This window comes from Ideonella sp. sgz306126 (genome assembly GCF_056032705.1).
The window spans coordinates 408,530-435,314 of record NZ_JBVYWP010000002.1; the positions used below are offsets into that span (position 1 = coordinate 408,530).

The 26,785-nt window shown below is 67.9% G+C and carries 25 protein-coding genes; 8 read left to right on the top strand and 17 right to left on the bottom strand.

What is annotated here, in order from left to right; translation table 11 throughout:
* Position 1: 1 nt before the first annotated feature.
* Together AC0N04_RS06350 and AC0N04_RS06355 are read right to left on the bottom strand one after the other, a co-directional pair.
* Positions 2-1,306, bottom strand: coding sequence for a hypothetical protein (locus AC0N04_RS06350; protein WP_474279798.1), 1,305 nt, complete (start codon positions 1,304-1,306; stop codon positions 2-4).
* A 234-nt stretch (positions 1,307-1,540) separates the two neighbouring features.
* The gene (locus tag AC0N04_RS06355) at positions 1,541-2,935 is read right to left on the bottom strand and encodes a sulfatase (RefSeq protein ID WP_474279799.1); all 1,395 of its coding nucleotides are present in this window, start codon (positions 2,933-2,935) and stop codon (positions 1,541-1,543) included.
* Positions 2,936-3,233: 298 nt separating this feature from the next.
* On the opposite strand from AC0N04_RS06355, the gene AC0N04_RS06360 reads away from it, so the two are divergent.
* Entirely contained in the window at positions 3,234-4,355 is a 1,122-nt protein-coding gene (locus AC0N04_RS06360) for a 3-deoxy-7-phosphoheptulonate synthase (protein WP_474279800.1), read from the top strand.
* A gap of 21 nt (positions 4,356-4,376) precedes the next feature.
* Here AC0N04_RS06360 and AC0N04_RS06365 read toward each other — a convergent pair whose 3' ends face one another.
* Positions 4,377-4,952: a cob(I)yrinic acid a,c-diamide adenosyltransferase gene (locus AC0N04_RS06365; protein WP_474279801.1), complete on the bottom strand. Its 576-nt coding sequence runs from the start codon at positions 4,950-4,952 to the stop codon at positions 4,377-4,379.
* Between the two features lie 39 nt (positions 4,953-4,991).
* Between AC0N04_RS06365 and AC0N04_RS06370 the strand changes: the two genes are divergently transcribed.
* Positions 4,992-6,404, top strand: coding sequence for an FAD-binding oxidoreductase (locus AC0N04_RS06370; RefSeq protein ID WP_474279802.1), 1,413 nt, complete (start codon positions 4,992-4,994; stop codon positions 6,402-6,404).
* A gap of 31 nt (positions 6,405-6,435) precedes the next feature.
* Here the strand turns inward: AC0N04_RS06370 and AC0N04_RS06375 are convergent, their stop codons facing one another.
* The 6 genes from AC0N04_RS06375 to AC0N04_RS06400 form a co-directional block, all read right to left on the bottom strand.
* Entirely contained in the window at positions 6,436-7,065 is a 630-nt protein-coding gene (locus AC0N04_RS06375) for a TlpA family protein disulfide reductase (RefSeq protein ID WP_474279803.1), read from the bottom strand.
* Between the two features lie 61 nt (positions 7,066-7,126).
* Positions 7,127-8,743 (bottom strand): SpoVR family protein, encoded by a 1,617-nt coding sequence (locus AC0N04_RS06380; RefSeq protein WP_474279804.1) that lies wholly within the window; start codon positions 8,741-8,743, stop codon positions 7,127-7,129.
* Positions 8,740-10,026 (bottom strand): YeaH/YhbH family protein, encoded by a 1,287-nt coding sequence (locus AC0N04_RS06385; protein ID WP_474279805.1) that lies wholly within the window; start codon positions 10,024-10,026, stop codon positions 8,740-8,742. The genes AC0N04_RS06380 and AC0N04_RS06385 overlap by 4 nt, the downstream gene beginning before the upstream one ends.
* Before the next feature lie 66 nt (positions 10,027-10,092).
* Positions 10,093-12,015 (bottom strand): PrkA family serine protein kinase, encoded by a 1,923-nt coding sequence (locus AC0N04_RS06390; protein ID WP_474279806.1) that lies wholly within the window; start codon positions 12,013-12,015, stop codon positions 10,093-10,095.
* A gap of 388 nt (positions 12,016-12,403) precedes the next feature.
* Positions 12,404-13,318: a ParB/RepB/Spo0J family partition protein gene (locus tag AC0N04_RS06395; RefSeq protein WP_474279807.1), complete on the bottom strand. Its 915-nt coding sequence runs from the start codon at positions 13,316-13,318 to the stop codon at positions 12,404-12,406.
* 18 nt (positions 13,319-13,336) lie between these two features.
* Positions 13,337-13,903, bottom strand: coding sequence for an RBBP9/YdeN family alpha/beta hydrolase (locus tag AC0N04_RS06400; RefSeq protein WP_474279808.1), 567 nt, complete (start codon positions 13,901-13,903; stop codon positions 13,337-13,339).
* Positions 13,904-13,977: 74 nt separating this feature from the next.
* Here AC0N04_RS06400 and argC point away from each other — a divergent pair, with 74 nt between their 5' ends.
* Both argC and AC0N04_RS06410 read left to right on the top strand, forming a co-directional pair.
* Positions 13,978-14,919: an N-acetyl-gamma-glutamyl-phosphate reductase gene (argC, locus tag AC0N04_RS06405; RefSeq protein ID WP_474279809.1), complete on the top strand. Its 942-nt coding sequence runs from the start codon at positions 13,978-13,980 to the stop codon at positions 14,917-14,919.
* Between the two features lie 304 nt (positions 14,920-15,223).
* Positions 15,224-15,817, top strand: a complete 594-nt coding sequence (locus tag AC0N04_RS06410; RefSeq protein ID WP_474279810.1) for a hypothetical protein — start codon at positions 15,224-15,226, stop codon at positions 15,815-15,817.
* Positions 15,818-15,856: 39 nt separating this feature from the next.
* On the opposite strand, the gene AC0N04_RS06415 is transcribed toward AC0N04_RS06410, so the two are convergent.
* The 3 genes from AC0N04_RS06415 to mnmG form a co-directional block, all read right to left on the bottom strand.
* A complete protein-coding gene (locus tag AC0N04_RS06415) occupies positions 15,857-16,648 on the bottom strand; it encodes a ParA family protein (RefSeq protein WP_474279811.1) in 792 nt (263 codons plus the stop codon).
* Positions 16,649-16,838: 190 nt separating this feature from the next.
* Positions 16,839-17,528, bottom strand: coding sequence for a 16S rRNA (guanine(527)-N(7))-methyltransferase RsmG (gene rsmG, locus AC0N04_RS06420; protein ID WP_474279812.1), 690 nt, complete (start codon positions 17,526-17,528; stop codon positions 16,839-16,841).
* Positions 17,529-17,563: 35 nt separating this feature from the next.
* Positions 17,564-19,570 (bottom strand): tRNA uridine-5-carboxymethylaminomethyl(34) synthesis enzyme MnmG, encoded by a 2,007-nt coding sequence (mnmG, locus tag AC0N04_RS06425; protein ID WP_474280504.1) that lies wholly within the window; start codon positions 19,568-19,570, stop codon positions 17,564-17,566.
* Positions 19,571-19,842: 272 nt separating this feature from the next.
* Here mnmG and AC0N04_RS06430 point away from each other — a divergent pair, with 272 nt between their 5' ends.
* The 3 genes from AC0N04_RS06430 to AC0N04_RS06440 all read left to right on the top strand — a co-directional run bounded on the left by AC0N04_RS06430 (position 19,843) and on the right by AC0N04_RS06440 (position 21,196).
* Positions 19,843-20,130, top strand: coding sequence for a YkgJ family cysteine cluster protein (locus AC0N04_RS06430; RefSeq protein WP_474279813.1), 288 nt, complete (start codon positions 19,843-19,845; stop codon positions 20,128-20,130).
* Between the two features lie 58 nt (positions 20,131-20,188).
* Positions 20,189-20,887: a Crp/Fnr family transcriptional regulator gene (locus AC0N04_RS06435; RefSeq protein WP_474279814.1), complete on the top strand. Its 699-nt coding sequence runs from the start codon at positions 20,189-20,191 to the stop codon at positions 20,885-20,887.
* Between the two features lie 111 nt (positions 20,888-20,998).
* Entirely contained in the window at positions 20,999-21,196 is a 198-nt protein-coding gene (locus AC0N04_RS06440) for a YgaP family membrane protein (RefSeq protein WP_474279815.1), read from the top strand.
* 492 nt (positions 21,197-21,688) lie between these two features.
* Here the strand turns inward: AC0N04_RS06440 and AC0N04_RS06445 are convergent, their stop codons facing one another.
* Positions 21,689-22,417, bottom strand: a complete 729-nt coding sequence (locus tag AC0N04_RS06445) for a helix-turn-helix transcriptional regulator (RefSeq protein WP_474279816.1) — start codon at positions 22,415-22,417, stop codon at positions 21,689-21,691.
* A 196-nt stretch (positions 22,418-22,613) separates the two neighbouring features.
* Here AC0N04_RS06445 and AC0N04_RS06450 point away from each other — a divergent pair, with 196 nt between their 5' ends.
* Entirely contained in the window at positions 22,614-22,928 is a 315-nt protein-coding gene (locus AC0N04_RS06450; protein WP_474279817.1) for a hypothetical protein, read from the top strand.
* Positions 22,929-22,948: 20 nt separating this feature from the next.
* On the opposite strand, the gene AC0N04_RS06455 is transcribed toward AC0N04_RS06450, so the two are convergent.
* Genes AC0N04_RS06455 through AC0N04_RS06470 form a run of 4 tightly spaced genes read right to left on the bottom strand, consistent with a single transcriptional unit; the run spans position 22,949 to position 26,767 of the window.
* Entirely contained in the window at positions 22,949-24,112 is a 1,164-nt protein-coding gene (locus tag AC0N04_RS06455; protein WP_474279818.1) for an ABC transporter permease, read from the bottom strand.
* A complete protein-coding gene (locus AC0N04_RS06460; RefSeq protein ID WP_474279819.1) occupies positions 24,109-24,876 on the bottom strand; it encodes an ABC transporter ATP-binding protein in 768 nt (255 codons plus the stop codon). The genes AC0N04_RS06455 and AC0N04_RS06460 overlap by 4 nt, the downstream gene beginning before the upstream one ends.
* Positions 24,873-26,402, bottom strand: coding sequence for an alpha/beta hydrolase (locus AC0N04_RS06465; protein WP_474279820.1), 1,530 nt, complete (start codon positions 26,400-26,402; stop codon positions 24,873-24,875). Before AC0N04_RS06465 ends, AC0N04_RS06460 begins: the two co-directional genes overlap by 4 nt.
* Entirely contained in the window at positions 26,399-26,767 is a 369-nt protein-coding gene (locus AC0N04_RS06470; protein ID WP_474279821.1) for a glutaredoxin domain-containing protein, read from the bottom strand. The genes AC0N04_RS06465 and AC0N04_RS06470 overlap by 4 nt, the downstream gene beginning before the upstream one ends.
* Between the last annotated feature and the right edge of the window lie 18 nt (positions 26,768-26,785).

Here is a 26,785-nt window from a genome sequence, read left to right on the forward strand (position 1 = left end):
CTCAGGGTTGGGTGCCGGCGAACAGGCTGCTGAAGCCGCCGGCGATCTGCACGTTGCGCGCCGCCGCCGGGTTGTAGACCTCCTGGCCCACGTCGCTGGACAACAGCACCCAGCTGCTGCGATCGGACCAGCCACTGCCCCAGAGCGCGGCGATCTGGGCATCGGTGACCGCCGCCGGGGTCGTCTTGTCGGCGAGGGCGGTGGTCATGCGCAGCACGTTCTGCAGCTGCGTGAAGCTGATCGTGACGTCGAAGGTGTCGCCGCTGAAGCTGGCGTGCTGCGTGGCCATGCCTTGCGAGGTGAACAGCGACAGGCCGCTCGCCTGGTCCAGCGTGTCGGTGCCGCTGGCCTTGATCGGGCCGTCGATCACCGGGATGCTGCCCTGGGCCGGGTCGTAGCTCAGGCCCCCGTTCTGGAACCAGGCGACCTGGCTCCAGTCCGACACGCCCGAGCGCACGATCGCGGTGTTCAGCAGGTACTGGATCTGGCACGCGGCTCCCTGCGCCTTCAGCTCGCTCATGCAGCGGGTGTTGAGGAAGGTGGCCATCATCTGCTGCTTGGCCTGCGTGGTCTCGCCTGCGACGGTGGACACGGCGACGTCACCGACGTTCTGCGTGCTGACCAGGCGCGCCGCCGCGGTGCCGGCCCACGGATGGATGGGGGTGGTTGCGGTCCAGTTCTGGCGGAAGTTCACGAAGGTGCCGGTGATGCCGGCATTGGTGCCCTGACCGTCCACGCCTTGCGTGCCGTAGGGGCCCAGGAAGGGCTCGCTGCCGTCGCTTTGCAGGCCCGAGGTGGTCAGCATGCCGACGGCACCGCTGCCGCTGGCGGCATTGACGAACACCGACGATGCGCCGCTCTGTGTCTGCGCCGCAGCGGAACAGCCCGACACGCTGCCGGACGGCGTCCAGCGCAGATCGCTCGCGGCCGCCGCGGCCGAGAAGCCGGTGAGCGCCGCCACGCTGGAGAGCTGGGCATCGGGCACGCTGTTCAGCGGGCCCTGCGTGCCGCTGGCGCAATTCGCAGCCGCACCGAAGAACATCACCTTCATGCCCGGCGCAAGGGCGCCGTTGGGATCGGTGGGGTCCCAGGCGGCGAACAGCGCCTTGCCGCCGGCAACGGTGTTCAGCGCCCCGGCGGCGGCCAGGCTCGCATCGGGTGCGAAATAGAACGAGTCACTGCCCAGTGTCAGGCTGGGCGGCGTGACCGCGGCCGCGGCGGCCTGCTTGGTATCGGTCTGCGCCGCGACCGCCGCCGGGTCGCTGGCCGCTGCGCCGCCGCCGCCACAGGCCGACAGCAGCAACAAGGAGGCGAGTGCGGTTGCGCCAAGAAGAGCCCCATGGCTTGCCTGAGCCGCACCGGCCGGGCTGAATTGAGTGCGCATCGCGAACCCCCTCTGCAGGTGCGCGACACCACGTGGTCGCGCCTACAGGGGGTTTCGGGTTGCGGGGCCCCGCTCTTAAGCGGCGTATGTGGCAGATTACCGGCTCATCTCTGCCTTAAGTCACCGCGCTTGCGGTCGATAAGGGTCGTGCCCAGATCACGTCGGCAACATCGCGTTCAGGCTCGCGATCAGGCCGCTGTTGGCGGCAACGCCTGCGAGGTTGGTGATTTCCTGCGGATCGCCGAGGTCGTCGTACAGCTCGCCGGAGCCGTCGCGGTAGCGGATGTAGCGCCATTGGTTGGTTCGCACGGCGTAGTCGAACAGGCCGGTGGCGTACTTGTTCTGGGCATCCATCACGGCATTGGTCATCACCACCGGGTGATCCCAGGGTGTGGCGGCGTCCTGCAGCAGCGGCCGCAGGCTGCGCCCGGCGAGCGCGTAGGGGGCGGCGACGCCGGTCAGGTCCAGGACCGTGGGCATGAAGTCATAAAGGCTGACGGCCGCCGACACCGTCGCGCCCTGCGTCTGTCCGGGCGTGCGGACGATGAACGGCACCCGCGTCGTCTGCTCCCACAGCGCCTGCTTGTTCCAGTGGAATTTCTGGCCCAGGTGGAAGCCGTTGTCGCTCCACAGCACCACCACCGTGTTGTCGGCATAGGCGCTGGCATCCAGCGCCGCCATCAGGCGCCCGACCTGGCCGTCGACGAAGGTGATGCTGGCCAGGTAGGCTTGCACGGCGCTCGCCCACAGGCCCTGGTTCTGCACGCAGGCCAGCGCGTCGAACGGCCAGCGCGCGACCTGCTGCCCCGCCGGAGGGATGTCGGCCAGGTCGTTCGGCGGCGGCGTGGGCACCACCACCTTGTCGAGCGGGTACAGGTCGATGTACTGCTGCGGCACATACCACGCCAGATGCGAACGGACCATGCCCACGCACAGCATGAACGGCCCACCATGCGGCTGATTGAGGAAGTCGATGCCGTGCTGCGTGTACTGGTAATCGGGCATTGCCGAGTCGTCGACGGCCATGCCGGCCCAATCGAACGCACCCTCCGGATTGCTGCCCGGCAAGATCCCGGAGCATTGCTGGTTGTTCGCCGGCAGCGCGGGCGGATAGGGCTCGGGCACGCCGGTGTAGACGTGGTTGACCTTGCCGTACTGCGCCACCTCGTAGCCGTGCTGCTGCATCCAGTTCTGCAGCAGCACCGCGCTCGGGTTCGTGCTGCGGAGGCTGGCCCAGTTGTCGTAGACCCGGGTGTCCTGCACGCTCAGGCCGCTCCAGGCGCTGGACCGCGACGGGTTGCAGAGCGGGTCGTTGCAGTAGGCCCGCAGGAAGGCCGTCGAGCGCGCGGCCAGCGCGTCGAGGTGGGGCGTGATGACCTGGGTGTTGCCGAGGTAGCCGACCCAGTCGTTGAGATCGTCGATCACCACCACCACCACGTTCGGCTGCGACGACGGCGCGGCGGCGCTGCCACCTCCGCCGCAACCGGTGGCGGCGACGCTCAGCCCGGCCCATTGCAAGAGCGTACGACGCTTCAGCGTGTGACTGGACATGGCCTCGGTCTCCTCGGAAGTCTGATCCGTCGCGCAGGGTAGCAAAGTCCGGTCGCAAGGCGGCTGTCGCGCCGGCGAAGATTCGTTGCCGGATCGTGGCGCGGACCGCGTGCTATATTCGGCCCGTGATGCGCGCCCTCCCGTTTTTCTTTGCCTACTTTTGGATCTCGCCCCGTCAGGCGGCTGGAGAGGCAATCGCGCGCGACTGAAAGCAAAGCGAACACCCCCCAAAACCGCCGGCAAGCCCCGGCGGTTTTTTTTCGCCGGTGCCCAAGGCCCGACCCAAGGAACCCGCTCCATGAACGCCAAAGCCGCCGCTGGCGACGCCCGCAGTACCCCCGCTCTGACGGAGCGCACCAGCGAAACCGATGACCAGCGCATCCAGGAGGTGACCCCCTTGCCGCCGCCCGAACACCTGATCCGCTTCTTCCCGATCGCCGGCACGCCGGTCGAACAACTGGTCAAGCGCACCCGCCACAACGTGCGCCGCATCATGACCGGCAAGGACGACCGGCTGCTGGTCATCATCGGGCCCTGCTCGATCCACGACCCGGTCGCCGCGGTCGACTATGCCCGCCGACTGAAGGCCGTGCGCGAGCAGCATGCCGACACGCTGGAAATCGTGATGCGCGTGTACTTCGAGAAGCCGCGCACCACCGTGGGCTGGAAAGGGCTGATCAACGACCCGTACCTGGACGAAAGCTTCCGCATCGACGAAGGCCTGCGCATCGCGCGCCAGCTGCTGGTCGAGATCAACCGCCTGGGCGTCCCTGCAGGCAGCGAGTTCCTCGACACGATCAGCCCGCAGTACATCGGCGACCTGATCTCCTGGGGGGCGATCGGCGCCCGCACCACCGAGAGCCAGGTGCACCGCGAACTGTCGTCCGGCCTGTCGGCGCCGATCGGCTTCAAGAACGGCACCGACGGCAACATCAAGATCGCCACCGATGCCATCCAGGCCGCCGCCCGGCCGCACCACTTCCTGTCGGTGCACAAGAACGGCCAGGTCGCGATCGTGCAGACCAAGGGCAACAAGGATTGCCACGTGATCCTGCGCGGCGGCAAGACGCCCAACTACGACGCGCAGAGCGTCGCGGCGGCCTGCCAGGAACTGGCGGCGGCCAAGCTCGAGCCCACGCTGATGGTGGACTGCAGCCACGCCAATTCGAGCAAGCAGCACCTGCGCCAGATCGACGTGGCGCGCGACGTGGCGAGCCAGGTGGCCGCCGGCAGCCGCAGCATCTTCGGCGTGATGGTCGAGAGCCACCTGCTGGGCGGGGCGCAGAAATTCACGCCCGGCAAGGACGATCCGTCCAAGCTGGTGTACGGCCAGAGCATCACCGACGCCTGCATCCCCTGGGACGATTCGGTCGGCGTGCTGCAGACGCTGAGCGACGCGGTGAAAGCGCGCCGCGCTTGAACGCAACGCGGCCGGCGCCGATCAGCCTTCGCCGCGCTGCAGCCGCTCGCTGCGCCAGTAGACGTCGTCGCCCCCCAGGCCGTCGAGGTTCGCGCGGTTGAGCACCCGCGCGAGCACGAACAGCAGGTCCGACAGACGGTTCAGGTACTGGCGCGGCGCGGCGTTCACCGGCTCGTGCTCCGCCAGCGCCACCAGGGCGCGCTCGGCGCGGCGGGCGATGGTGCGCGCCACGTGGGCCAGCGCCGCGCTGCGTGTGCCGGCCGGCAGGATGAATTCGGCCAGGCGGGGCAGCGCCGCATTGTGAAGAGCCAGCGCCTCGTCCAGGCGAAGCACGGCGTCGGCCTTGAGCAGCTCGTAGCCTGGGATCGACAGCTCGCCGCCCAGGTTGAACAGCTCGTGCTGGATCACGACCAGCAACTCGCGCACGTCGGCCGGCAACGGCTCGGCCAGCAGCACGCCGAGCTGGGAGTTCAACTCGTCCACGTCGCCCATCGCGGCAATGCGCAGGTGGTGCTTGGGCACGCGCTGGCCGTCGCCCAGGCCGGTGGTGCCATCGTCGCCGGTGCGCGTCGCAATCTGGGTCAGTCGGTTTGCCATGGCGGCGATGTTACGTGCAGCCGGGCGTAAAGTGCCGCCATGAACGCTGCGTCCGCCCTCGATTCGCCCGCACCGGCCCGCCTGCCCGACGCGCTCGTGCGCAGCCTCTCGGAGCGTTTCGGCGCCCGTTGTTCGCTGGCGCTGGCGGTGCGCGAGCAGCACGGGCGCGACGAGTCGCCGTTCGACGTGCCGCCGCCCGACGCGGTGGTCTTTTGCGAAAGCACGGCCGAGGTCGCCTTTGCCGTGGCCCAGGCCGCTTCGCACGGGGTGCCGGTGATCCCGTACGGCGCAGGCTCGTCGCTGGAGGGCCACCTGCTGGCGATCCATGGCGGCATCAGCCTGGATGTCTCGCGCATGAACCGCGTGCTGCAGGTCCACGCCGAAGACCTGACCGTGACCGTGCAACCCGGCGTGCTGCGCCAGCAGCTCAACCGCGAGATCAGGGACCTCGGCCTGTTCTTTCCGATCGACCCGGGTGCCGATGCGTCGCTGGGCGGCATGGCGGCCACCCGCGCCTCGGGCACCAATGCCGTCCGTTACGGCACGATGCGCGAGAACGTGTTGGCGCTGGAGGTGGTGACGGCCCGCGGCGATGTGATCCGGACCGGCACGCGGGCCCGCAAGTCGAGCGCCGGCTACGACCTGACCCGGTTGATGGTGGGCAGCGAAGGCACGCTCGGCGTCATCACCGAACTGACGCTCAAGCTGCACCCGCTGCCCGAGGACGTGGCCGCGGCGATCTGCTTCTTTCCCGACGTGGCTGCCGCGGTGGACACCACGATCGAGATCATCCAGACCGGGGTGCCGATCGCGCGCTGCGAACTGCTGGATGCCAACGCCGTGCGCGCCGTCAATGCCCACGATCACCTGGGCCTGAAGGAGGCGCCGATGCTGCTGATGGAGTTCCATGGCAGCCCGGGCGCGGTGGCCGAGCAGACCGCCACCGTGCAAGGCATCGCACGGGACCACGGCGGCGAAGCCTTCCAGTGGGCCCGCACGCCCGAGGAGCGCAGCCGGCTGTGGGCGGCCCGCCACCACGCGTATTTGTCGGGCCTGCAGATGCGGCCCGGCTGTCGCGCCGTCACCACCGACACCTGCGTGCCGATCTCGCGGCTGGCCGAGATGGTGGGCGCCGCGCTGGCCGATGCCGAGGCCGCCGGACTGCCGCACTACATCGTCGGCCATGTCGGCGACGGCAACTTCCACATCGCCTACCTGATCGACCCGGCGCTGCCCGCCGAGCGCGAGCTGGCCGAACGGCTCAATGACCAGGTGGTGCAGCGAGCGATCGCCGCCCAGGGCACCTGCAGCGGCGAGCACGGCATCGGCCTGCACAAGCAGGGTTTCCTGGTCGACGAGACCGGCCTCGGCGCGGTGGCGATGATGCGGTCGATCAAGCAGGCGCTGGATCCGGACAACCTGCTGAACCCGGGCAAGATCTTCCCGGCCTGACCGGGCGGCCCCGGTCAGGCCGGCCGCGTGTTCATTTCTTCCGCAGCGGTGCGGCGCCAGAGCGAAACGCCGCGTCGATCCGCGCCGCGGCCTCGGGCCCGTCCCAGGCCTGCGCGCCAACCACCTTGTCGACGATGCGCCCGTCGGCGCCGATCAGCACCGTCAGCGGCAGACGCGATGCGCCCAGCATGTGTTCCATCACGAGCTGGTGGTCGATGAAGTGGGTGATCGTGGCATGCGTCGCCTCCAGCAGGCGCTTCGCGCTGTCGGCATCGTCGTCGGTGGAGATGCCGATGATCGAAAACGCCACGCGGTGGTCACGCCAGGCCAACCGCTCCAGCGAGGCCATCTCCTGCCGGCACGGTCCGCACCAGCTGGCCCAGACGTTGATGACGAGCGGATGGCCGAGATAGTCCGAGAGCTTGTGCGACGGGCCGTTCAGCCCCTGCATCCAGGCGTCGCGCAGCGGTTGGCCGATCTGGACTTCGCCGTCTGCCGCCACCGCCGGGGTCGCACCGGCCAGCCACACTCCCGCGGCCGCGCCAAGCCACAGCAGCGGTCGCCGCCAGCCTCGCAGGCGCGCACGGCCGGACCGCGGCAGGGCAGGACGACCCGGCGGGCGGGCCTCGGCATGAACAACAGGCAATCTCACGGCAGACATCGGGAGCCAGCAGGGTTGTCCATGGTAGACCAGGGTCATGCCGCCCCGCTTCGTCGGCGGTTCACGCCGGCGCCGGCACGCTGAAGCGCTGGGTGACGTCGCCGGCGTTGTTGACGCTCTCCATCTGCACGCCGAAGCCCCACAGCCGGGCCACGTGCTTGAGCACTTCGTTCGCGCTGTCGTCCAGCGGGCGGTTGTTGTGCTGGGTGTGGCGCAGAGTCAGCGAGCGGTCGCCGCGCAGGTTGACGTTCCAGACCTGGATGTTGGGCTCGCGCGCGCCCAGGTCGTACTGGCGCGAGAGGGCTTCACGCACCTTGCGGTAGCCCGATTCGTCGTGGATCGCGCTGACCTCCAGCTCGCTTTCCTGGTCGTCGTCGGTGATGGCGAACAGGCGGAAGTCGCGCATCAGCTTCGGCGACAGATACTGGCCGATGAAGCTCTCGTCCTTGAAGTTGCGCATGGCCTGGTCCAGTGCCGGCAACCAGGGCGTGCCGGCGATGTCGGGGAACCACCGTCGATCCTCGTCGGTCGGGGCGTCGCAGATGCGCTTGATGTCGGTGTACATCGCGAAGCCCAGCGCATACGGATTCAGGCCCGAATAGCCCCGTTCGCCCACCTTGGGCTGGTAGACCACGTTGGTGTGCGACTTGAGCCACTCGATCATCACGCCGTCGGTCAGGAAGCCGTCGTCGTACATGGTGTTGAGCAGCTTGTGATGCCAGAAGGTGGCCCAGCCTTCGTTCATCACCTGCGACTGGCGCTGCGGGTAGAAGTACTGCGCCACCTTGCGCACGATGCGCACCACCTCGCGCTGCCAGGGCTCCAGCAGCGGTGCGTTCTTCTCGATGAAATAGAGGAGGTTCTCTTCCGGATCTTCCGGGAAACGCCGCGCGGCCTGCGCTTCGCCCGCGGCTTCGGCCTTGCGCGGCAGGGTGCGCCAGAGGTCGTTGACCTGCTGCTGTGCGTAGCTCTCGCGGTCCTTGCGGGCCGCCAGTTCCTGCGCCAGCGTCTTCTTGCTGGGCCGGCGGTAGCGGTCCACGCCGTGGTTCTGCAGCGCATGGCAGGAATCGAGAAACTCCTCGACCGTTTCCACGCCATGGCGCTCCTCGCACTCGGCGACGTAATTCTTGGCGTAGACGAGGTAGTCGATGATGGACGCGGCATCCGTCCACATGCGGAACAGGTAGTTGCCCTTGAAGAAGCTGTTGTGGCCATAGGCCGCATGGGCGATCACCAGGGCCTGCATCGCCATCGTGTTCTCCTCCATCAGGTAGCTGATGCAGGGGTTGGAGTTGATGACGATCTCGTAGGCCAGGCCCATGTTGCCGCGCTTGTAGTTCTTCTCGGTGGCGATGAACTCCTTGCCGTAGCTCCAGTGACGGTAGTTCACCGGCATGCCCACGCTGGCGTAGGCATCCATCATCTGTTCGGCGGTGATGATCTCCAGCTGGTTCGGGTAGGTGTCGAGCGCGAAGCGGCGTGCGGTCTGGCGGATGACGTCGTGGTACTGCTCGATCAACTCGAACGACCAGTCGCTCGGATCGGGCAAGGGGTGCGCGGGCCGCGGCGGCGGCGGCAGCGGGCCGTCCAGCACCGTATGGGGCCGGCGCCGGTCGCCGGCCTGCGGGATGCGCTGGGCGTCGTAGACGAAGCGGCGGTCCTGCGAATAGTCGGTCATGCCGGTGCCCCTTCCTTCTTGAACAGGTCACGAAAGACCGGGTAGATCTGCGAGGCCTCGACGGCCTTGCGCATCGCGAAGCTGCGGTGGGTTTCGGTCAGCCGCGCATACTCCTCCCACAGGTTCTGCTCTTCTTCGGCCACCTGCACGTAGGCGTAGTAGCGGCAGGCGGGCAGGATCTTGTCGGCCAGCAACTCGCGGCAGCGGCCCGAGTCGTGGTGCCAGTTGTCGCCGTCGCTGGCCTGGGCGCCGTAGATGTTCCATTCGCCAGCGGGATAGCGCTCGCGAATGATCTTGTCCATCAATTCCAGGGCCGACGAGACCACCGTGCCACCGGTCTCACGCGCATGGAAGAACTCTTCTTCCGTCACTTCCTGGGCCTGGGTGTGGTGGCGAATGAAGACCAGGTCGATCTTTTCATAGTGCCGGGTGAGAAACAGGTACAGCAGGATGAAGAAGCGCTTGGACAACTCCTTGCGCTGTTCGTCCATCGAGCCCGACACGTCCATCACGCAGAACATCACCGCCTTGCTGCTGGGCACCGGCGTCTTGACCCGGCTGCGAAAGCGCAGGTCGATCGGATCGAGGAACGGAATCAGGCCCAGGCGCGCCTTGAGGACAGCGATGGCGGCCTCGTGCTCGGCGATTTCCTTCAACGCCACCGGGTCGTCCGGGTGATGGCGCTTGAGGAAAACCACGCGCTCTTCCAGCCGGTGCAATTCACGACGCGACTCGCCCCCCAGGGCAATGCGCCGACCCAGCGCGCCGCGCATCGAGCGCACCACGCTGAGGTTGTTGGGGGTGCCGTCGGTCGAGTAGCCGGCACGGTGCGTCTTGTACTCGGGCACCTCGGCGATCTGGGTCCGGATCAGGTGCGGCAGCGCCAGATCCTCGAAAAAGACCTGCATGAACTCTTCCTTGGACAGGGCGAAGCTGAACTCGTCCTCGCCGTCACCCTGGTCGCTCGCCTGGCCTTTGCCACCACCCTGCCCGCCGCCACCCTTGGGCCGCTCGATGCGGTCGCCGGCGAGGTAGTCCTGGTTGCCCGGATGCACCATCTCGCGCTGGCCGCCGCTGCCATGGTGGAACACCGGCTCGGACAAATCCTTCTTCGGGATGCGCACTTCTTCGCCGCGCTCCAGATCGCGGATGCCACGTCCGTCCACCGCGCGCTTGACGGCCTCGCGGATCTGGTCTTTGTAGCGCCTCAGGAAGCGCTCGCGATTGCCAATCGACTTGTTCTTGCCGGCCAGCCGGCGGTCGATGATTGATTGCAGCGCCATCCAGAACCTCCTTCGGGGACGCACACCGGGCCGCGCTGCTCGCCGGCCCGGGCCACCGCCAGCCGATCAACTGCTCTTTCTCACGCGCAGGTACCACTCGCACAGCAGGCGAACCTGCTTGGGGGTATAGCCCTTGGCGACCATGCGGTCGACGAAGTCCTCGTGCTTCTTGGCCTCGTCGGCGCTGGCCTTGGCATTGAAGCTGATCACCGGCAGCAGCTCCTCGGTGTTCGAGAACATCTTCTTCTCGATCACCGAGCGCAGCTTCTCGTAGCTCGTCCAAAGCGGGTTCTTGCCGGCGTTGTTGGCGCGGGCGCGCAGCACGAAGTTGACGATCTCGTTGCGGAAGTCCTTGGGGTTGGCGATGCCGGCCGGCTTCTCGATCTTCTCCAGTTCGCCGTTCAGCGACGCGCGGTCGAAGACCTCGCCGGTGTCGGTGTCGCGGTATTCCTGGTCCTGGATCCAGTAGTCGGCATAGGTCACGTAGCGATCGAAGATGTTCTGGCCGTATTCGCTGTAGCTCTCGAGATAGGCGGTCTGGATCTCCTTGCCGATGAACTCGGCGTAACGCGGCGAGAGCTGCTCCTTGATGAAACCGATGTACTTCTGCTCGGTCTCGGCAGGGAACTGCTCGCGCTCGATCTGCTGCTCCAGCACATACATCAGGTGCACCGGATTGGCCGCCACCTCCTGGCTGTCGAAATTGAAGACCTTGGACAGGATCTTGTACGCGAAGCGGGTGCTGACGCCGCTCATGCCTTCGTCCACCCCGGCGTAATCGCGGTACTCCTGGTAGCTCTTGGCACGCGGGTCGGTGTCCTTCAGGTTGTCGCCGTCGTAGACCTGCATCTTCGAGTAGAGCGACGAGTTCTCGGGCTCCTTGAGCCGCGTCAGGATGGCGAACTGGCTCATCATCTTCAGCGTCCCCGGTGCGCAGGTGGCCCCGTGCAGCGAGCTGCCCTTGAGCAGCTTCTCGTAGATCTTCACCTCCTCGCTCACACGCAGGCAGTACGGCACCTTGACGATGTAGATGCGGTCGAGGAAGGCCTCGTTGTTCTTGTTGTTGCGGAAGGCCTTCCACTCGCTTTCGTTGCTGTGCGCCAGCACGATGCCGTCGAACGGGATCGCGCCGAAGCCCTCGGTGCCCTTGAAGTTGCCCTCCTGCGTGGCCGTCAGCAGCGGGTGCAGCACCTTGATCGGCGCCTTGAACATCTCGACGAATTCGAGCAGACCCTGGTTGGCCAGGCACAGGCCGCCCGAATAGCTGTAGGCGTCCGGGTCGTCCTGCGCATAGGTTTCGAGCTTGCGGATGTCGACCTTGCCGACCAGGCTGGAGATGTCCTGGTTGTTCTCGTCGCCAGGCTCGGTCTTGGCAATGCCGACCTGCTTCAGGATGCTGGGGTGGCGCTTGACGACCTTGAACTGCCGGATGTCGCCGCCGTACTCCTCCAGGCGCTTGACCGCCCAGGGGCTCATGATGCGGTTCAGGTAGCGGCGCGGAATGCCATATTCCTGTTCCAGCAACTCGCCGTCTTCGTTGACGTCGAACAAGCCCAGCGGGCTCTCGTTCACCGGCGATCCCTTGATCGCGTAGAAGGACACGTCCTGCATCAGCGCCTTCAGGCGCTCGGCGATCGAACTCTTGCCGCCGCCCACCGGGCCCAGCAGGTAGAGGATCTGCTTTTTCTCTTCCAGCCCCTGCGCGGCGTGGCGGAAGTAGGACACCACCTGCTCGATCGAATCCTCCATGCCGTAGAACTCGGCGAAGGCGGGATAGATCTTGATGACCTTGTTGGCGAAGATGCGGGACAGCCGCGGATCGTTGCGGGTGTCGACCATCTGCGGTTCGCCGATCGCCTTCAACATGCGCTCGGCGGCGGTGGCGTAGGCCAGAGGGTTGCGCTTGCACTCGGCGAGGTAGTCCTCAAGGGACAACTCCTCTTCACGAGTGCGCTCGAAGCGGGCGGCGAAGCTGCTGATCACGTCCATGAAAGGCCTCCTGTCGTGTGTCAGGCGGCGCCCCCCTCGGAGCCACTCCGATCAGGGCGTCTGGGAAGTTCTGATGGCGTCCCGGCTGTACGGGCCCAGGCGTCATCAGAGCTTTCCGGTCAGGTCATTTCATGTGGGTTCGATCGTTTCGATGCCCAGGGGTTCAGCGTGAAGCGAATGGCGCTTGGGGAAGCCTCGATGAGACACCGCCCGATGCCGCTCTTCATCCTTTCAAGCCGCTCGCGTTGCCATGCCCTGCTGTTGTAACGCATCAGCGAGATTCATGCCTACCGGCTTGGGGTAAATGTGCCCACTTTGGGGTCACCACGCCTCGCCGTGGACGGGGCCGCGCCCCAAACGGGCATGCCGCGCCCTCCGTTCGCTCCACTCAGCGCTCGGTCACGCCCAGCTTGTCCAGCAGTCCGTTCAACTCGTCGAGCGAACCGAAGCGGATCGCGATCTCGCCCTGCTCGCCGCGCTGGGTCTTGCGCTGGACCCGGATTTCGACGTCGGCGGTCAGGCTGTCGGCCAGTTGCTCTTCCAGCCGCACGATGTCGCGCGACTTGTCCTGCTTGACCCGCAGCAAGGGTGCCTGGCGCCCCGGGCTGAGCGCCTTGGCGACCAGCTTCTCGGCCTCGCGCACCGACAGCTTGCGCGCCACGATTTCGTGGGCACTCATGATTTGCTGCGCCGCCGGCAGCGGCAGCAGCGCGCGCGCATGCCCCATGTCGACATCACCGGCCATCAGCAGCTTTTGCACCGGCTCCGCCAGATTCAGCAAGCGCAGCAGGTTGCTGGCCGCGCTGCGCGAGCGGCCCACGCTTTGCGCCGCCTGTTCGTGCGTCAGGCCGAATTCGTCCACCAGTCGCTTCAGGCCCTGGGCCTCCTCCAGCGGATTCAGGTCTTCGCGCTGGATGTTCTCGATCAGCGCCATCACCGCCGCCGCCTCGTCGGGCACGGCCTTGACCAGCACCGGGACCTCGGCGAGCCCGGCGATCCGGGCCGCCCTGAACCGTCGCTCGCCGGCGATGATCTCGTAGCGCTGCGCGGCAGGGTCGCCCACCGGACGCACCAGGATGGGCTGCATCACGCCCTGGCCACGGATGCTCTCCGCGAGTTCGTAGAGCGACCCCTCATCCATGCGGGTTCGCGGCTGGTACTTGCCGGCCTGCAGCTGATCCAGCTTCAGCGCGCTGGGCACGCGCTCAGGGCCCTCGCCGCCCGCCTGAGGGGAATCGCTGACCTTGGGGCCCAGCAAGGCCTCCAGGCCCATGCCCAGGCCCTTGGGTTTTTTGGTTGCCATGGCGGCGATTGTCGGCGATCAGTCGCCGTCATCCTCGGGCTCTTCCATCAAGGCCGCCAGCAGGCGGCGGCCCTCGGGCCAGTCGCCCAGGCCGGACTCTCCATTGAGGTGCCCCAGCGGCCCGACGTCCAGCCAGCTGCAACCCCAGTCGGCGGCCATCTGCGCAGCACGCGCCGGGCTGCAAAACGGATCGTTGTCGCTGACCAGCGCCAGCGCCGGAAACGGCAGGCGCTGGCGTACGATCGGCGTCCAGCCGCTGAGGTGCGGCGGCGTGTCGGCGCGCTCCACGTCGGGGGGCGCGACCAGCAGCGCGCCGGCCACCCGGCGCGTCTGCCGCGAATGCGCGGCCCAGGCCGCCACCAGTTGGCAGCCGAGGCTGTGCGCGACCAGAAAGGCCGGGCGCTCGTCGGCCAGCAAGACCTCCTCGAGGCGCGCCATCCAGTCACCGCGGCGGGGCCAGGTCCAGTCGTCCTGCTGGACACGGGTGTCGCCGTGCAACGCCTCCCAGCGGGACTGCCAATGGCCAGGGCCGGAGTCGAGCCAGCCCGGCAGCTGCAGGATGCGGAAAGGGTGGACAGGACTCATGCGGCTTCCTTGGGCTTGGCTTATGCTCGGCGGCTCACGCCGATTTTTGTCCGAGCATTTCGAAAGACACCATCATGACATTCAAGGTCTTTGTGGACGGCCAGGAAGGAACCACCGGCCTGCGGATCCACGAGGTGCTGGCCCAGCGCGGCGACCTGGAAGTGCTGCGCATCGATGCCGACAAGCGCAAGGACGCCGCCGAACGCGCACGCCTGCTCAACGCCGCCGATGTGGCCTTCCTGTGCCTGCCCGATGCCGCGTCGCGGGAAGCGGCCGCGATGGTCACCAACCCCCGGACCTGCCTGATCGACGCCAGCACCGCCCACCGCACCGCCCCGGGCTGGATCTACGGCATGCCCGAGCTGTGCCCGGACCAGCGCGATGCGATCCGCGCCAGCAAGCGCATCGCCAATCCCGGCTGCCATGCCAGCGCCTTCATCCTGCTGCTGCGGCCGCTGGTCGATGCCGGCCTGCTGCCGGCCGAAGCGGCCGTTTCCGCCACCTCGATCACCGGCTATTCGGGCGGCGGCAAGAAGATGATCGAGGATTACCGGGCCGATGCCGACGCGCGCCTGTCCGCGCCGCGACCTTATGCGCTGGGGCTCGCGCACAAGCATCTGCCGGAAATGAAAGCCCAGACCGGCCTGCACACCGCACCGGTCTTCATGCCCGTCGTTGCCAATTTCTACAAGGGACTGGCAGTGAGTGTGCCCTTACACCAAAGCCAGCTGGCCGGTGGAGCGACGGGTGCCGCCCTGCATCAGGTGCTGGAAGAGCGTTACGCGCGCGAGCGCTTCGTCCGGGTCATGCCCTTGTCGGACCCCGCCACACTGGAAGACGGTTTCTTCGACGTCCAGGCCTGCAACGACAGCAACCGGGTCGACCTGTTTGTCTTTGCCAACGACTCGCAGACCCTGCTGATGGCCCGGCTGGACAATTTGGGCAAAGGCGCCAGTGGTGCCGCCGTCCAGGCGATGAACATCCACCTCGGCAAGGAAGAATCGCTGGGCCTGTGAGCCGAACGGTGGTGGCCCGACCCCGTCGGGCACGGCCCTCCCCTAGGTCGGCAGACGTCCGGCCGCCAACATCTGGAAACACTCAGGGCATACTCTTTCGGACCAGCAAGCCCCTTGGGGCATGGGAGTGCAGGTGATTCAATCTCGATCTCTGTCTGACCGGTCTCTGCAGCAGGCCATGGCCCGCCCCTGGGGTTCCGCCATCCCGTCGAGGGCGCAGGTGCGAAGCGGCCGATCCGCGAAACCCCGGCAACGGGGTGTGGCATCGATGCTGGCGGCCGTCGTTGCGTGTGGCGGATGGGGGGTGGCACCGACCGCGGCTCAGGCACAGGCCCCCGCGACCTCCGGGGGCAACTGGTCGCTGGGCCTGCTGATGGGCGAAGGCGTCAATTCGAATCTGCTCGAAATCCTGCCCGACGCGGTGCGTGGCCAGCTGGACTTCCCCGGCGCCCATATCGGCGGCCTGGTGATTCGCCGCAAGATACCCGCACCGGCTTGGTTGGCGACCTGGGGCGCCGCCCACGACATTCCCGTCTCCACCAGTGTCGAGGCCTCGGTGCTCAAGGCCAGCGGTCTGGCCACCAACGGCGAGTTGGCGCTGGACTGGCGGCCTTCGATCACGCCCTGGCATGTCGGTTCGGTGGGGTTCGAGATCGGCTGGGGCATCGGCGTGTCGCAGGCCTTCGGCAAACCCTGGTCGGACTACACCGACCCCGCCAAGCCGGACGGTTACCGCACCCTCTTCCACATGGCCCCGGAAATCGCGCTGCGAGATGCCAAGCTGCCCGACTGGTCGCTGGCGCTGCGCATTCATCATCGCTCGGGCATCTACGGCGTGGTCGGCCCGCGCCGGGTCGGTTCGAACCACCTGTCCGTGGTGGTGATGCACGACTTCTGACCACTCGTCTGCAGCCCGGCAGAACCCCCTGCCAGGAGCTCAGGCCGGCGCTTCGGTCAGCCCTTCCTTGCCGACGCGCTCGACCATCTCCCGGGCGAATTCGACAAATGCCAAGGCCCCCTTGGACGACGGGTCGAAGACCACACCCGGCAGTCCGTAGCTGGGCGCCTCGGCCAGGCGCACATTGCGCGGAATGACGGTGTTGAACACCTTGTCGCCAAAGTGGCCCTTGAGCTGGTCGCTGACCTGGGATTGCAAGGTGATCCGCGGATCGAACATCACCCGCAGCAGCCCGATCAATTGAAGGTCGCGGTTGAGGTTGGCGTGCACCTGCTTGATGGTGTTGACCAGGTCGGTCAGCCCTTCGAGGGCGAAGTATTCGCACTGCATCGGGACGATCACGCCATGGGCACTGCACAGGCCGTTGAGGGTCAGCAGGCTGAGGCTGGGCGGGCAATCGATCAGCACGAAATCGTAGTCGGCCTCGGCCGCCTTGAGCGCGCGGCGCAAGCGCTCGTTGCGATGGTCCAGCGCGACCAGTTCCACTTCCGCGCCCGCCAGCTCGCGGTTGGCCCCCAGCACATCGTAGCCCCCTTTCTCCGAGCGGGTGCGGGCCTCCTGAACGCTGGCGCTTTCCAGCAGCACGTCGTAGACATTGACTTCCAGCGTGCGCTTGTCGACCCCCGACCCCATCGTGGCATTGCCTTGTGGATCCAGGTCCACCAGCAGCACCCGCTGCCCGACGCGGGCCAATCCAGCGGCGAGATTGACACAGGTGGTCGTCTTGCCGACGCCGCCTTTTTGGTTGGCGATGCAAAAGGTGCGAGACATGGTGGCGGTCCGGTGGGGTCGGTTTTCTCGGGAAACGGATGCGGTGCAAGCCATCAGCGCGAGGTATCGGCGCGAGGTGATTGTCGCCGTTGTCCAGCCAGGCTTGACCGGGGGCCGCGACGAAACATCGGCCGAGGGCGCCGACGCTGCAACTCACGTCGGCCAGAGGTCGGGCAAGGCGCCGACCGGATCAGTCGCCGGCGCGGGATGCGATCGCCCGGGGCCTCATCCAGACCAGACACCGATCGGCATCCAGACCAGGCACGGACAGCGGTTCCACGTGAAACACCTCGACGCCGGGCCCCACGGCCTCCCGCTCGTCAGCCGTGAGCTTGGCCTTCATCGCGACCCAGATGCCCTGCGGCCTCAGACGCCCCCGGGTCAAGGCGACGAGATCAGCCAGCGACGAAAAGGCCCGCGAGGTCACGACGTCGAAATCCTGCTCGACCATGTCCTCGACGCGCTGATGCCGCGCGGCCAGATTGGCCAGCCCCAACTCCACCGCCGCCTGGCGGATGAAACTGGCCTTCTTGGCCACGGTGTCGACGCAGGTCACGGACCAATCCGGTTGCGCGATCGCAAGCACCACCCCCGGCAAGCCGGCGCCGCTGCCCACGTCCAGCACGCGGGGTACCGTCGGCGACGTCGCGCCCGGGCGGCCGATCCACCGCCGCAGCGGCGCCACCACGGCCAGGCAATCCAGCAGGTGGTGCGTCAACATGTCCCCGGGATCGCGTACCGCCGTCAGGTTGTACACGCGGCTCCAGCGGGCCAGCAGATCCAGGTAGGCCAGCAATCGGTCCTCGGCGCCGTCCGGCAGCGGCAGCGCCAGTCGCCCCAGGCCCTCCAGCAGCGCCTGCCGTTGCGGATGCAATTCCATGTGTTGGCCTTCTTCAGGTCGTCGCGCCATCGCGCTCAGTTCGGAGCCCGAGGGGTTGCGGCGGGTCCGCCTGCCCGCTCCGGCGACGGAAGCTCCGGCGCCTGAGCTTCCGCGAAACCGCGAAATCGCTTCTTCTTCAAATGAACCAACAGCAACGAAATGGCGGCCGGGGTGATCCCGGACAGGCGCGCGGCCTGTCCCAGCGTCTCAGGCCGATGCCGGCCCAGCGTCTGCCGCACTTCGTAGCTCAGCGCCGTCACCTGGCTGTAGTCCAGCTCCTCGGGCAGCTTCAACGACTCGCAGGCTTGCGCTCGCCCCACGTCCTCCACCTGCTTGTCGATGTAGCCGGCATACTTGGTGGCGATCTCGACTTGCTCGATGACCTCGGAAGCCATCGCCGGACCCAGGGTGCTCTCCAGCGTTTCACGTGAAACACCGGCGTCTGGCCGGCTCCGCCGAGCCACCTGCTCCAGGTCGTCGAAGCTGACCCCCGGGCGGCGCAGCAAATCACTGAGGCTGTATTCCCGCTCCAGGGCTTTGCCGATCCATCGCTCGGCATCCGCCGCCGAAAGAATGCCGGGATGGACCCAGGTCGACTTCAGGCGCTCGGTTTCACGTGAAACAGCCTCCTGCTTGCGATTGAAAGCCGCCCATCGGCGGTCATCGACCAGGCCCATCTCACGCCCGATCTCGGTCAAGCGGGCATCGGCATTGTCCTCGCGCAGCTGCAACCGGTATTCGGCGCGACTGGTGAACATCCGATAGGGTTCGGTCACCCCCCGGGTGATCAAGTCATCGACCAGCACCCCCAGATAGGCCTGATCCCGGCGCAGCTGCAGCGGCTCGCGCCCCAGCACCAGACGGGCGGCATTCGCGCCCGCGTACAGCCCCTGGGCCGCTGCCTCCTCGTACCCCGTGGTGCCATTGATCTGACCGGCGAAGAACAAGCCCCGGATCTGCCGCGTCTCGAAACTGTGGCGCAGCGCCCGGGGATCGAAATAGTCGTATTCGATCGCGTAGCCTGGTCGCAGGATGTGGGCATTCTCCAGACCGACCATCGTCCGCACCGCCGCCCATTGAATGTCGAACGGCAGCGAGGTCGAGATGCCATTGGGGTAGTACTCGTGGGTCGACAAGCCCTCGGGCTCCAGAAAGATCTGGTGCGCGTTCTTGTCAGCGAACCGATTGATCTTGTCCTCGATGCTGGGGCAATATCGCGGCCCCACCCCTTCGATGACGCCGGTGAACATCGGACTGCGGTCGAAGCCCGACCGGATCACCTCGTGCGTCCTCTCGTTGGTGTGCGTGATCCAGCACGGGCGCTGCACCGGATGCAGGCCGGCATCGCCCATGAAGCTGAACACCGGCACCGGGTCCAAGTCCCCCGGCTGCTCGGTCATTCTGGCGAAGTCGATCGACCGGCCGTCGATGCGCGGCGGCGTCCCCGTCTTCAGTCGCCCCTGCGGCAGCTTCAGCTCCTTCAGGCGTGCCGACAGGCGCACGGCCGGCGGGTCACCTGCCCGCCCGCCCGCATGGTTCTGCAGACCGACATGGATCTTGCCGTCGAGGAAGGTGCCGGCCGTCAGCACCACCGCCCGAGCCCGAAAGGCGATCCCCACCTGGGTCACCGCCCCGACCACCCGATCCCCCTCCACCATCAAATCGTCCACCGCCTGCTGAAACAACAACAGGTTGGGCTGATTCTCGAGCCGGCGCCGAATCGCCGCCTTGTAGAGAATGCGATCGGCCTGGGCCCGGGTCGCCCGCACCGCCGGCCCCTTGCTGCCGTTGAGGATGCGGAACTGGATGCCCGCCTCGTCCGTGGCCAGCGCCATCGCCCCGCCCAGCGCGTCCACCTCCTTGACCAGATGGCCCTTGCCAATGCCACCGATCGACGGGTTGCAGCTCATCTGCCCCAGCGTCTCGATGTTGTGGGTCAACAGAAGCGTCGAGCAGCCCATGCGCGCCGCGGCCAGCGCGGCCTCGGTGCCCGCGTGGCCGCCACCGACGACGATGACGTCAAATTCCTGGGGATACAGCATGGGGCCGATCTGAAAAGGAAGTGGCAGACCTGCCGCCACCGCGCCTGTGTTGAAATGCTGCCAACGCGCCTCAAGCGCCCGAAGCAGCCACCCGGGGCCCGTGAAGAACAGCGATCGATGCGGGCTGGAAAGCGCTTGATCGACAGGGCCCCCAACGAAGCTGGCATCTGGCCAAGCGTTTGATTTTAAAGGCCCCAGCCCACCCCGACCTGCGGCATGCCGGAAATCCCTTCCGCCCATCACCACGACGCCGCGCCACACGCCTCCTCGCCATGGAATGCCGCCCTCATTGCGCCGCATGCTGCATCGCGCCGTCCATCTCCAGCCCGATTCCCGGCATGCCGGACGGCAAGGCCGCGGGCGAACGATGCATCCAGCTCGATCGCCAAGATCGCTGCCAACTCTTCGGCGATCCCCGCCGTCCGGCCGTCTGCGCCTCGCTGCGCCCGAGCGTCGACCTGTGCGGCACCGACCGCCGCTCCGCGCTGCGCGGGTTGACGCAGCTGGAAGCCGCGACCCGCCCGACCACGGCGATCGCGCCCCACCCTGGCTCCGGCTGAACCCGCGCCACCCGCAGGCGTCGGCGTCACCTCACGGAGCCGGCCCTACACTGCCCCCATGGATTCCGACCCCTCCCGCATGCCACCGCCTTGGAGCCCACGCCTGGGAGCGATGTATCCGGCCGTCGCGGCCCTGCCGGAAACATTGCGCGAGGAGGTTCTGGCCCGCGAGGCCACGCTCTTTCAAGCTCCCGCAGGCACCCGGCTGTTCGAGGAGGGGGCGCCCTGCCAGGGCTTTCCGATGGTGCTGAGCGGCGAAGTGCGGGTGGCGCGCGGCTCGAACGCCGGCCGCTCGCTGGAGTTGTACCGAGTCACACCGGGTGAATTGTGCGTGGCATCGACCTCCTGCCTGTTCGGGCACAGTGTGCTGGTGGCCCACGGCATCACCACGCAGGACAGCGAACTGGCGCTGCTCTCGCCAGGCGGCTTTGATCGCTGGGTCGCCGACGGGGCTTTTCGCCGCTTCGTGTTCGGTACCTTCGCAGACCGCCTGGCCGACCTGATGGCACTGGCCGAAGCGGTCGCCTTCCAGCGCCTGGATCAGCGCCTGGCGGGCGCCCTGCTCGGCCGCGGCCTGGTGGTGTCGACCACCCATCAGGCCCTGGCGGACGAATTGGGCACGGTGCGCGAGATCGTCACCCGCCTGCTCAAGCGCTTCGAGCGGGCCGGCTGGCTGACGCTGGGCCGCGAGCGGATCGAGCTGCAGGACGCCGCCGCCCTGCGCCACCTGGCGAGCGGCAGCAGCACCCGCCTGTGACCTGCCTTCGTCGTCTGCCCTGAGTGACCCGGGTCACAGACAGGCGCACACTGTGCAGGCACGATGCCCTCACCGGCTCGTGCAAAGCCTCAACGGATAGAAGGAGATCCCATGAAAGTCAACGTCGGCGGCATCGACCGCATCGCCCGCATCCTGGTCGGCCTGATCCTGATCGCCCTGACCCTGACGGGCACCATCGGCGCCTGGGGCTGGATCGGCGTCGTCCCGCTGCTCACCGGTGTCATGAAGTTCTGCCCGCTGTACCCGCTGCTGGGCATGTCCACCTGCCCGATGGACAAAAAGGCCTGACCCGTACCGTCCCTGCCCGGCCGGGCAGGGACTTGCGCCAGCGCCAACCCCGGTGGGTCTGTCGGCGCGACAAGCCAGAGGGCACCGGCCACGAAAAAAAGGTGTTGACCATGCCCAGCACGGCCAACACCTGCAACAGGAACCAGGGCCGGCGAGCACCGATGGCGCCCATCCTGGATGGAGCCCCTCGGGCCATCAGCCGGCGGTAGCGGGACTTGGAATTCGGCGCGGTCGGCCCCCCTGGCGGGCCGCCTCCCTGCTGAGCGCCTCCCGGGCACCTGTCTAGACAAGCGCCCCGGAACGGCTTACCAGCCGGTACGCGGGCACTCGGTCACGGCAGACAGGCCAAACTGTTGAGCGGCGAAGCAGGTCAAAGCGGACGGGTTCATGGTGACTCCGGTTGAAGAGGAAGCGCTATCGAAGCGCACAACCTCATTGAACCAAGTGCATCGCCGATTGAACACTGTCAACTCTGACAGCTTGTCAACCCCCTCAGTGGATCAGCCCCAGGCGCAAGGCCTTCAGCACCGCCTGGTGCTTGTTGATCGAACCCAGCTTGCGCATCGCGTTCTGGATGTGCAGCACCGAGGTGCGCTCGCTGATGCCGAGGATGATGCCGACCTCCCAGGCGGTCTTGCCTTCCATCGTCCAGCGCAGCACTTCGAGCTCGCGCGGCGTCAGCGCCGGCCGCTCGTCCTGAAGCGAGTCGGGCAAAAACAGGCGCAAGGCAGCGTCCTGCGCGTGCACCGCGAACAGCTGCAGATCGGCCACGATGCGGGTCAGATGCCCGGCTTTGGTCGGTAGCGCCGCTTCCCGATCCACACCCATGATGAAATGCCGGCCCTGCGGGAAATGCAGGGCCATGCAGATCCCCGTGCGATAACCGTAGTGCGCCTGCTCCTCCCAAAGGTCGCTCGCGTCCCGTGCAGCGTAGGTTCGCTGATCCCAGATGATCGGCACCGAGCCGTTCTTGCAGTGCTGCATCACCGGATCACGGCGGTGTGTTGTCACCTGCGCGGCCCCGGCGGAGATCCACTCGGTCGGCATGTTGCCGACGTTGATGAACTCGGAATAGGTCAGCGAGTGGTCGATCACCGTGATGGCCGACACGTAGCCGAAATCGAGATCGTGGGCGAAGCGGACGATGCCGGCGCGGAAATCGTCCTGCGTCTTGGCCTCCATGATCGTCTGGCAGCTGCCGCTCAGCAGATCCGTACTCATGAGACCGACCCTTCGGCCCGACAACGGCCCAAAGCGTGAACCCTGACAGGATTTACAGCTAGCACACGCAAGACAAGCTCTCCAGACTTCGGGGCATGCTGACGATCAAATAGTCATTATGCCAACCGCACCGTCGATCACGCCCCCGCCTCCCTGGACCTTGTTCTCCTGGCCTGCCGTATTCTGTCAGGCCGACGTGAAGCGTAAACCAGGATTCGTTCATCTCGGCACAAGAATTGTCTGCAACGGCGGCGCCGACCACCCGTCGACCGGCCAAACCATCTGGGGCCAGCAACTTGACGATGGCCGGGCCGGCCTGGCCTGGGACTGGATCGAGATCGCCCACGGCGTGCTGGCCATGGCCGACCCGCTGGGCGTCGTGACCAACCTGCGCCTGATCAGCGAGCACGGCGACGTGCTCACGGCCGACGAAGCAGCGTTGCACATCTCGCGCCTGGTGCGTCGCCTGCCCTGGCAGGACGAGGTCTGGCGCGTGCTGCACGCCGCCTGAGGCCGCCGACGGACTCGCGTTCATCGTGACGCGGCGCCCGACAGGCGCCGTGCGACGAAGACCAGGCAGAGCAGCGTCAGTCCCGCACACAGCAAGGCCGGGGTCGCGGCATCGAGCGCACCGATCGGCTCGCTCTTGAGCGCCCGGTTCATCAACGTGCTCTGGGCCAGGATCGGCACCCACAGATGCCAGGGCTTCTCACCGCCCTGGTTCATCACCGACACCAGGGGCATCAGCGAGACCGCCATCACCACCACGGCCGCGCTGGCCTGGGCTTCCTTGACGGTCTTGCAGCGGATCGCGACCGCCATCAGCAACGCCGCCATCGCGCATGCCAGCGGCAGCAGCAGCACCAGGAAAGCGCGCAGTTCGGGCACCCCGAAGCGGAACATCGCCGCCAGCGTGTCGCTGCGCAACAGCCACTGCCCCGGCAGGAAGCTCAGGCACGACAACACCGCGATCAACATGCTGACCACGGCCACCGCGCCCCATTTGCCCGTCACCAGCGCCAGGCGCGAGGCCGGATTGGCCAGCAGCGGTTCGAGCGAGCCGCGCTCGCGCTCACCGGCGGTGGTGTCCAGCGCCGCGTTCAGCGCGCCATACACCACCGCCATCAGCACGAAGAACGGCAGCATGCCGGTCAACTGGGCGGCCCGCGCCGCCGGGTCCGCCAGATCGAGCGTGCTGACCCGCACCGGCTGCAGCAAGGCGGGCGCCAGGCCGCGCACCATCAGGCGCAGCGCCGCCTGCTCGCGGTTGAACCCCTCCAGCACCGCTTCCAGGCGCCGCACGCCAGCGTCGGCACGCGGGTTGGCGCTGGAACTGACGATCACCAAGCGCGGCTGCTCGCCCGCCCGCAACGCCGACTCGAAGGACGGCCCCACCACCAGCACCGGCTCGCCCAGCCGGCTGTGCGACAGCTGCTGTTCGTAATCGGCGGGCGCCTGGTGCACGGTCCAGGTCTGGCGTTGCAGGTAATTGCGCAAGCTCGGCGCCTTCGCCAGGCCCACCGCCCAGACTTCGCGCGCATCGGCGCGCCGCTCCATGTCGCCGACCAGGCTGGACAGCAACACCAGCACCAGCGGCCCCATCGCGACCGTGCTGAACAACACCATCAGCAGCGTGCGCCGATCGCGCAACGCGTCGACCAGCTCCTTGCGAAAGACCTGCCAGGCGGCGTTCATCGCGGATCTCCTGATTCGTCGCTTCCGAAGGCCAGGCGCACGAACGCCGCCTCGAAATCGGTCTCGCCGGTCCGCGCCAGCAACTCGGGCACGCTGCCGCGGGCCACCGTGCGCCCCTGGGCGATCAGCACCACCTCGTCGCACAGGCGTTCGACCTCCTGCATGATGTGGGTGGAAAACACGATGCATTTGCCGTGGTCGTCGCGCAGCCGCCGCAGCACCTCGCGCAGCGAGCGGATCGCCAGCACATCCAGTCCGTTGGTCGGCTCGTCGAGCAGCAGGTTGGGCGGGTCGTGCACCAGCACCCGCGCCAGCGCGGTCTTCATGCGCTCGCCCTGGCTGAAGCCTTCGGTACGGCGATCCATCAGGGCGCGCAGGTCCAGCACCGCGGCCAGCGCGTCCGCGCGACGCTCCGCCGCCGGGCCCGTCATGCCTTGCAGCCGGCCGTAATAGACGATGTTCTCCCGCGCAGTCAGGCGCGGGTACAGGCCGCGGGCATCCGACAGCACCCCCAGTCGCGCGAGCGCGGCGCTGCGGTGGGTGGCCACGTCCAGGCCGTCGACCCGCGCGGTGCCCGCGTCCGGCGCGATCAACCCGGCGACGATGCGCAGCGTGGTCGTCTTGCCCGCCCCGTTGGGGCCGAGCAGCCCGGTGATGCGCCCATCGCCCGCCTGCCAGCTGACCTGGTCGACCGCCCGCACCTGCTGGCGTTGGCGACCGCGCCCTTGCTGAAAGCACTTGACCAGGCCTTGCACCTCGATCATCGACCGCCCCCCGCCACCTCGCCGGCATCGGCGCCCGGCGGCTCGAACGCGGGCGGCCTCGGCACCGCGGCCAGGCAGGCCGCCTCCCTGCGGGCGCCGTTCACGGCTTGCGCGTCATCGGGCCGATCGATGAAATGGAACACCAGCTCGCGCGCGCAGGCCAGCGACGACATCACGCCGTGGCCGGTCTGCGACGCCACCAGCGACACCGCGTCGGCCCCGAGTGCCCGCGCCACCTCGGCCGCATGGCGCGGCGGTGTGACCGGGTCGATCGCACCCGACAGCAACAGCACCGGCGAGCGGCTCACGGGCACCTGATAGAACGCCGCCGGCAGCGCCCCGCGCGGCCAATGGGCGCAGACCTGGCGGTACTGCGCCTCAAGGCCCGCGCCGACGTCAGGCGCCCCGTCCGGCACCGGCGGCGCCACCGCTGCACCGAGGCGCGGATAGTCTTCGGAACACACCACCGAGAAATGCTCGCCCATCGCCAGACCCGCGCCTGGGCCGCCGCTGTCGAGCCCGGTGCTCAGCCCCACCAGGGGCGTGAAGCGGCCGGCCGCGGCCTCGCTGATCGCCAGCGGCAGGGCCGAAGCGATCCACGGCGCATAGAGCGGCCCGCGCACCAGCGAGGCCAGTTCGTCGCGGGTCAGGCGCAGCGTCTCCTCGGCCCCGGTGAACGGCTGGGTCACGGTCACCTCGCGCGGCAGGCTGGCCCACAACGCCTGCCATTGCGCGCGCAGCGCCGGGTGGTCGCGGCGGCAGGCCGGATCGCGCTCGCAGTCGCGCAGCAAGGCCTCGAAGGCGGCCTGGGCGTCGGTGGCCGAGGCCCGCATCAACACCAGGTCCGCCGGCGCCACGCCATCGACCACCACGCGCCGGACGTGGGCCGGAAACTGACGCAGGTACTCCAGCGCCACCCGCGTGCCATACGAGGCCCCGATGAGGTTCACCGGCCCCAGGCCCAGGGCCTGGCGCACCGCCTCGGCATCGGCCACGGCCAGCGGCGTCGTGTACCAGCGCAGATCGCCCCAGGGCAGGCGCTGCAGCCGGTCGCGGCAGCGCAGCAGCTCGCGCGCCTGCAGCGCCGGGTCGAGCTGCTCGCGCAACGGCCGCGCGGCGGACGGCTCGTCGCAGACCAGTGGCGCGCTCAGGCCGGTGCCGCGCTGGTCGATCAGCACCACGTCGCGGCGGTTCAGGAAGCGCGCGAGCAGGCCGCTGACCGGGCCGGCCAGCGCGATCGCGCTCTGGCCCGGCCCGCCGGCGAAGAAGAACACCGGATCGGGCCGCTTGTTGCGCGCCAAGGCCGGCAACACCGCCACATGCAGATCGAAGCTGGCCCGGTCGCGATGGGCCGGGTCCAGCGGGCGACGCAGCACGCCGCAGCGCGCCTCGTGCTCGAGCCCCTTCAGGCGGCAGGCGGACAGCTTCAGCGCGGCGGCGGGCGGGCTCGTCGCCGCGTGCGCCGACGCCATCAGCGCCAGCACGGCGCCCAGCACCGCGGCGAGCCGCACCGCCCGGTGCCTCACGCGGCCAACATCGCCTTGAGCTCGCCGCGGTCGATCAGGCGCTGCAGGTCCTCCGCGCCACCGACCAGCAGGCCCTTGACGAACACCAGCGGAAAAGTCGGCCAGCCCGTCCACATCTTCAGCGCATTGCGCCGCCGCCAGCCGCTCAGGTAGCTGCCGTAATCCAGGTCGTGATGCGCCACGCCGGCGGCGTCCAGCGCCTTGCGCGCCTTGCGCGGCCACGGGTTGCCGGCCATGCCGACCACCACCACCGGATGCGCGGCGACGGCCGCGGCCACCTCGGCAACGATGTCGTCATGCAGATGCGCCACGCGGTCGCGCACGGCGGAATGGATATGAGCTTCGTCCAGCACGGCACGGGGCATCGCGGCTTCCTTGAACAA

Excerpts from the sequence above, each read along its gene's own strand:
- AC0N04_RS06455 (WP_474279818.1), bottom strand. The coding sequence starts at position 24,112 with ATGAACGCCGCCTGGCAGGTCTTTCGCAAGGAGCTGGTCGACGCGTTG.
- AC0N04_RS06380 (WP_474279804.1), bottom strand. The coding sequence starts at position 8,743 with ATGACCGACTATTCGCAGGACCGCCGCTTCGTCTACGACGCCCAGCGC.
- AC0N04_RS06430 (WP_474279813.1), top strand. The coding sequence starts at position 19,843 with ATGGAATGCCGCCCTCATTGCGCCGCATGCTGCATCGCGCCGTCCATC.
- AC0N04_RS06360 (WP_474279800.1), top strand. The coding sequence starts at position 3,234 with ATGAACGCCAAAGCCGCCGCTGGCGACGCCCGCAGTACCCCCGCTCTG.
- AC0N04_RS06385 (WP_474279805.1), bottom strand. The coding sequence starts at position 10,026 with ATGGCGCTGCAATCAATCATCGACCGCCGGCTGGCCGGCAAGAACAAG.
- AC0N04_RS06460 (WP_474279819.1), bottom strand. The coding sequence starts at position 24,876 with ATGATCGAGGTGCAAGGCCTGGTCAAGTGCTTTCAGCAAGGGCGCGGT.
- AC0N04_RS06415 (WP_474279811.1), bottom strand. The coding sequence starts at position 16,648 with ATGTCTCGCACCTTTTGCATCGCCAACCAAAAAGGCGGCGTCGGCAAG.
- AC0N04_RS06470 (WP_474279821.1), bottom strand. The coding sequence starts at position 26,767 with ATGCCCCGTGCCGTGCTGGACGAAGCTCATATCCATTCCGCCGTGCGC.
- argC (WP_474279809.1), top strand. The coding sequence starts at position 13,978 with ATGACATTCAAGGTCTTTGTGGACGGCCAGGAAGGAACCACCGGCCTG.
- AC0N04_RS06435 (WP_474279814.1), top strand. The coding sequence starts at position 20,189 with ATGGATTCCGACCCCTCCCGCATGCCACCGCCTTGGAGCCCACGCCTG.
- AC0N04_RS06400 (WP_474279808.1), bottom strand. The coding sequence starts at position 13,903 with ATGAGTCCTGTCCACCCTTTCCGCATCCTGCAGCTGCCGGGCTGGCTC.
- AC0N04_RS06445 (WP_474279816.1), bottom strand. The coding sequence starts at position 22,417 with ATGAGTACGGATCTGCTGAGCGGCAGCTGCCAGACGATCATGGAGGCC.
- AC0N04_RS06395 (WP_474279807.1), bottom strand. The coding sequence starts at position 13,318 with ATGGCAACCAAAAAACCCAAGGGCCTGGGCATGGGCCTGGAGGCCTTG.
- rsmG (WP_474279812.1), bottom strand. The coding sequence starts at position 17,528 with ATGGAATTGCATCCGCAACGGCAGGCGCTGCTGGAGGGCCTGGGGCGA.
- AC0N04_RS06355 (WP_474279799.1), bottom strand. The coding sequence starts at position 2,935 with ATGTCCAGTCACACGCTGAAGCGTCGTACGCTCTTGCAATGGGCCGGG.
- mnmG (WP_474280504.1), bottom strand. The coding sequence starts at position 19,570 with ATGCTGTATCCCCAGGAATTTGACGTCATCGTCGTCGGTGGCGGCCAC.
- AC0N04_RS06390 (WP_474279806.1), bottom strand. The coding sequence starts at position 12,015 with ATGGACGTGATCAGCAGCTTCGCCGCCCGCTTCGAGCGCACTCGTGAA.
- AC0N04_RS06440 (WP_474279815.1), top strand. The coding sequence starts at position 20,999 with ATGAAAGTCAACGTCGGCGGCATCGACCGCATCGCCCGCATCCTGGTC.
- AC0N04_RS06365 (WP_474279801.1), bottom strand. The coding sequence starts at position 4,952 with ATGGCAAACCGACTGACCCAGATTGCGACGCGCACCGGCGACGATGGC.
- AC0N04_RS06370 (WP_474279802.1), top strand. The coding sequence starts at position 4,992 with ATGAACGCTGCGTCCGCCCTCGATTCGCCCGCACCGGCCCGCCTGCCC.
- AC0N04_RS06375 (WP_474279803.1), bottom strand. The coding sequence starts at position 7,065 with ATGTCTGCCGTGAGATTGCCTGTTGTTCATGCCGAGGCCCGCCCGCCG.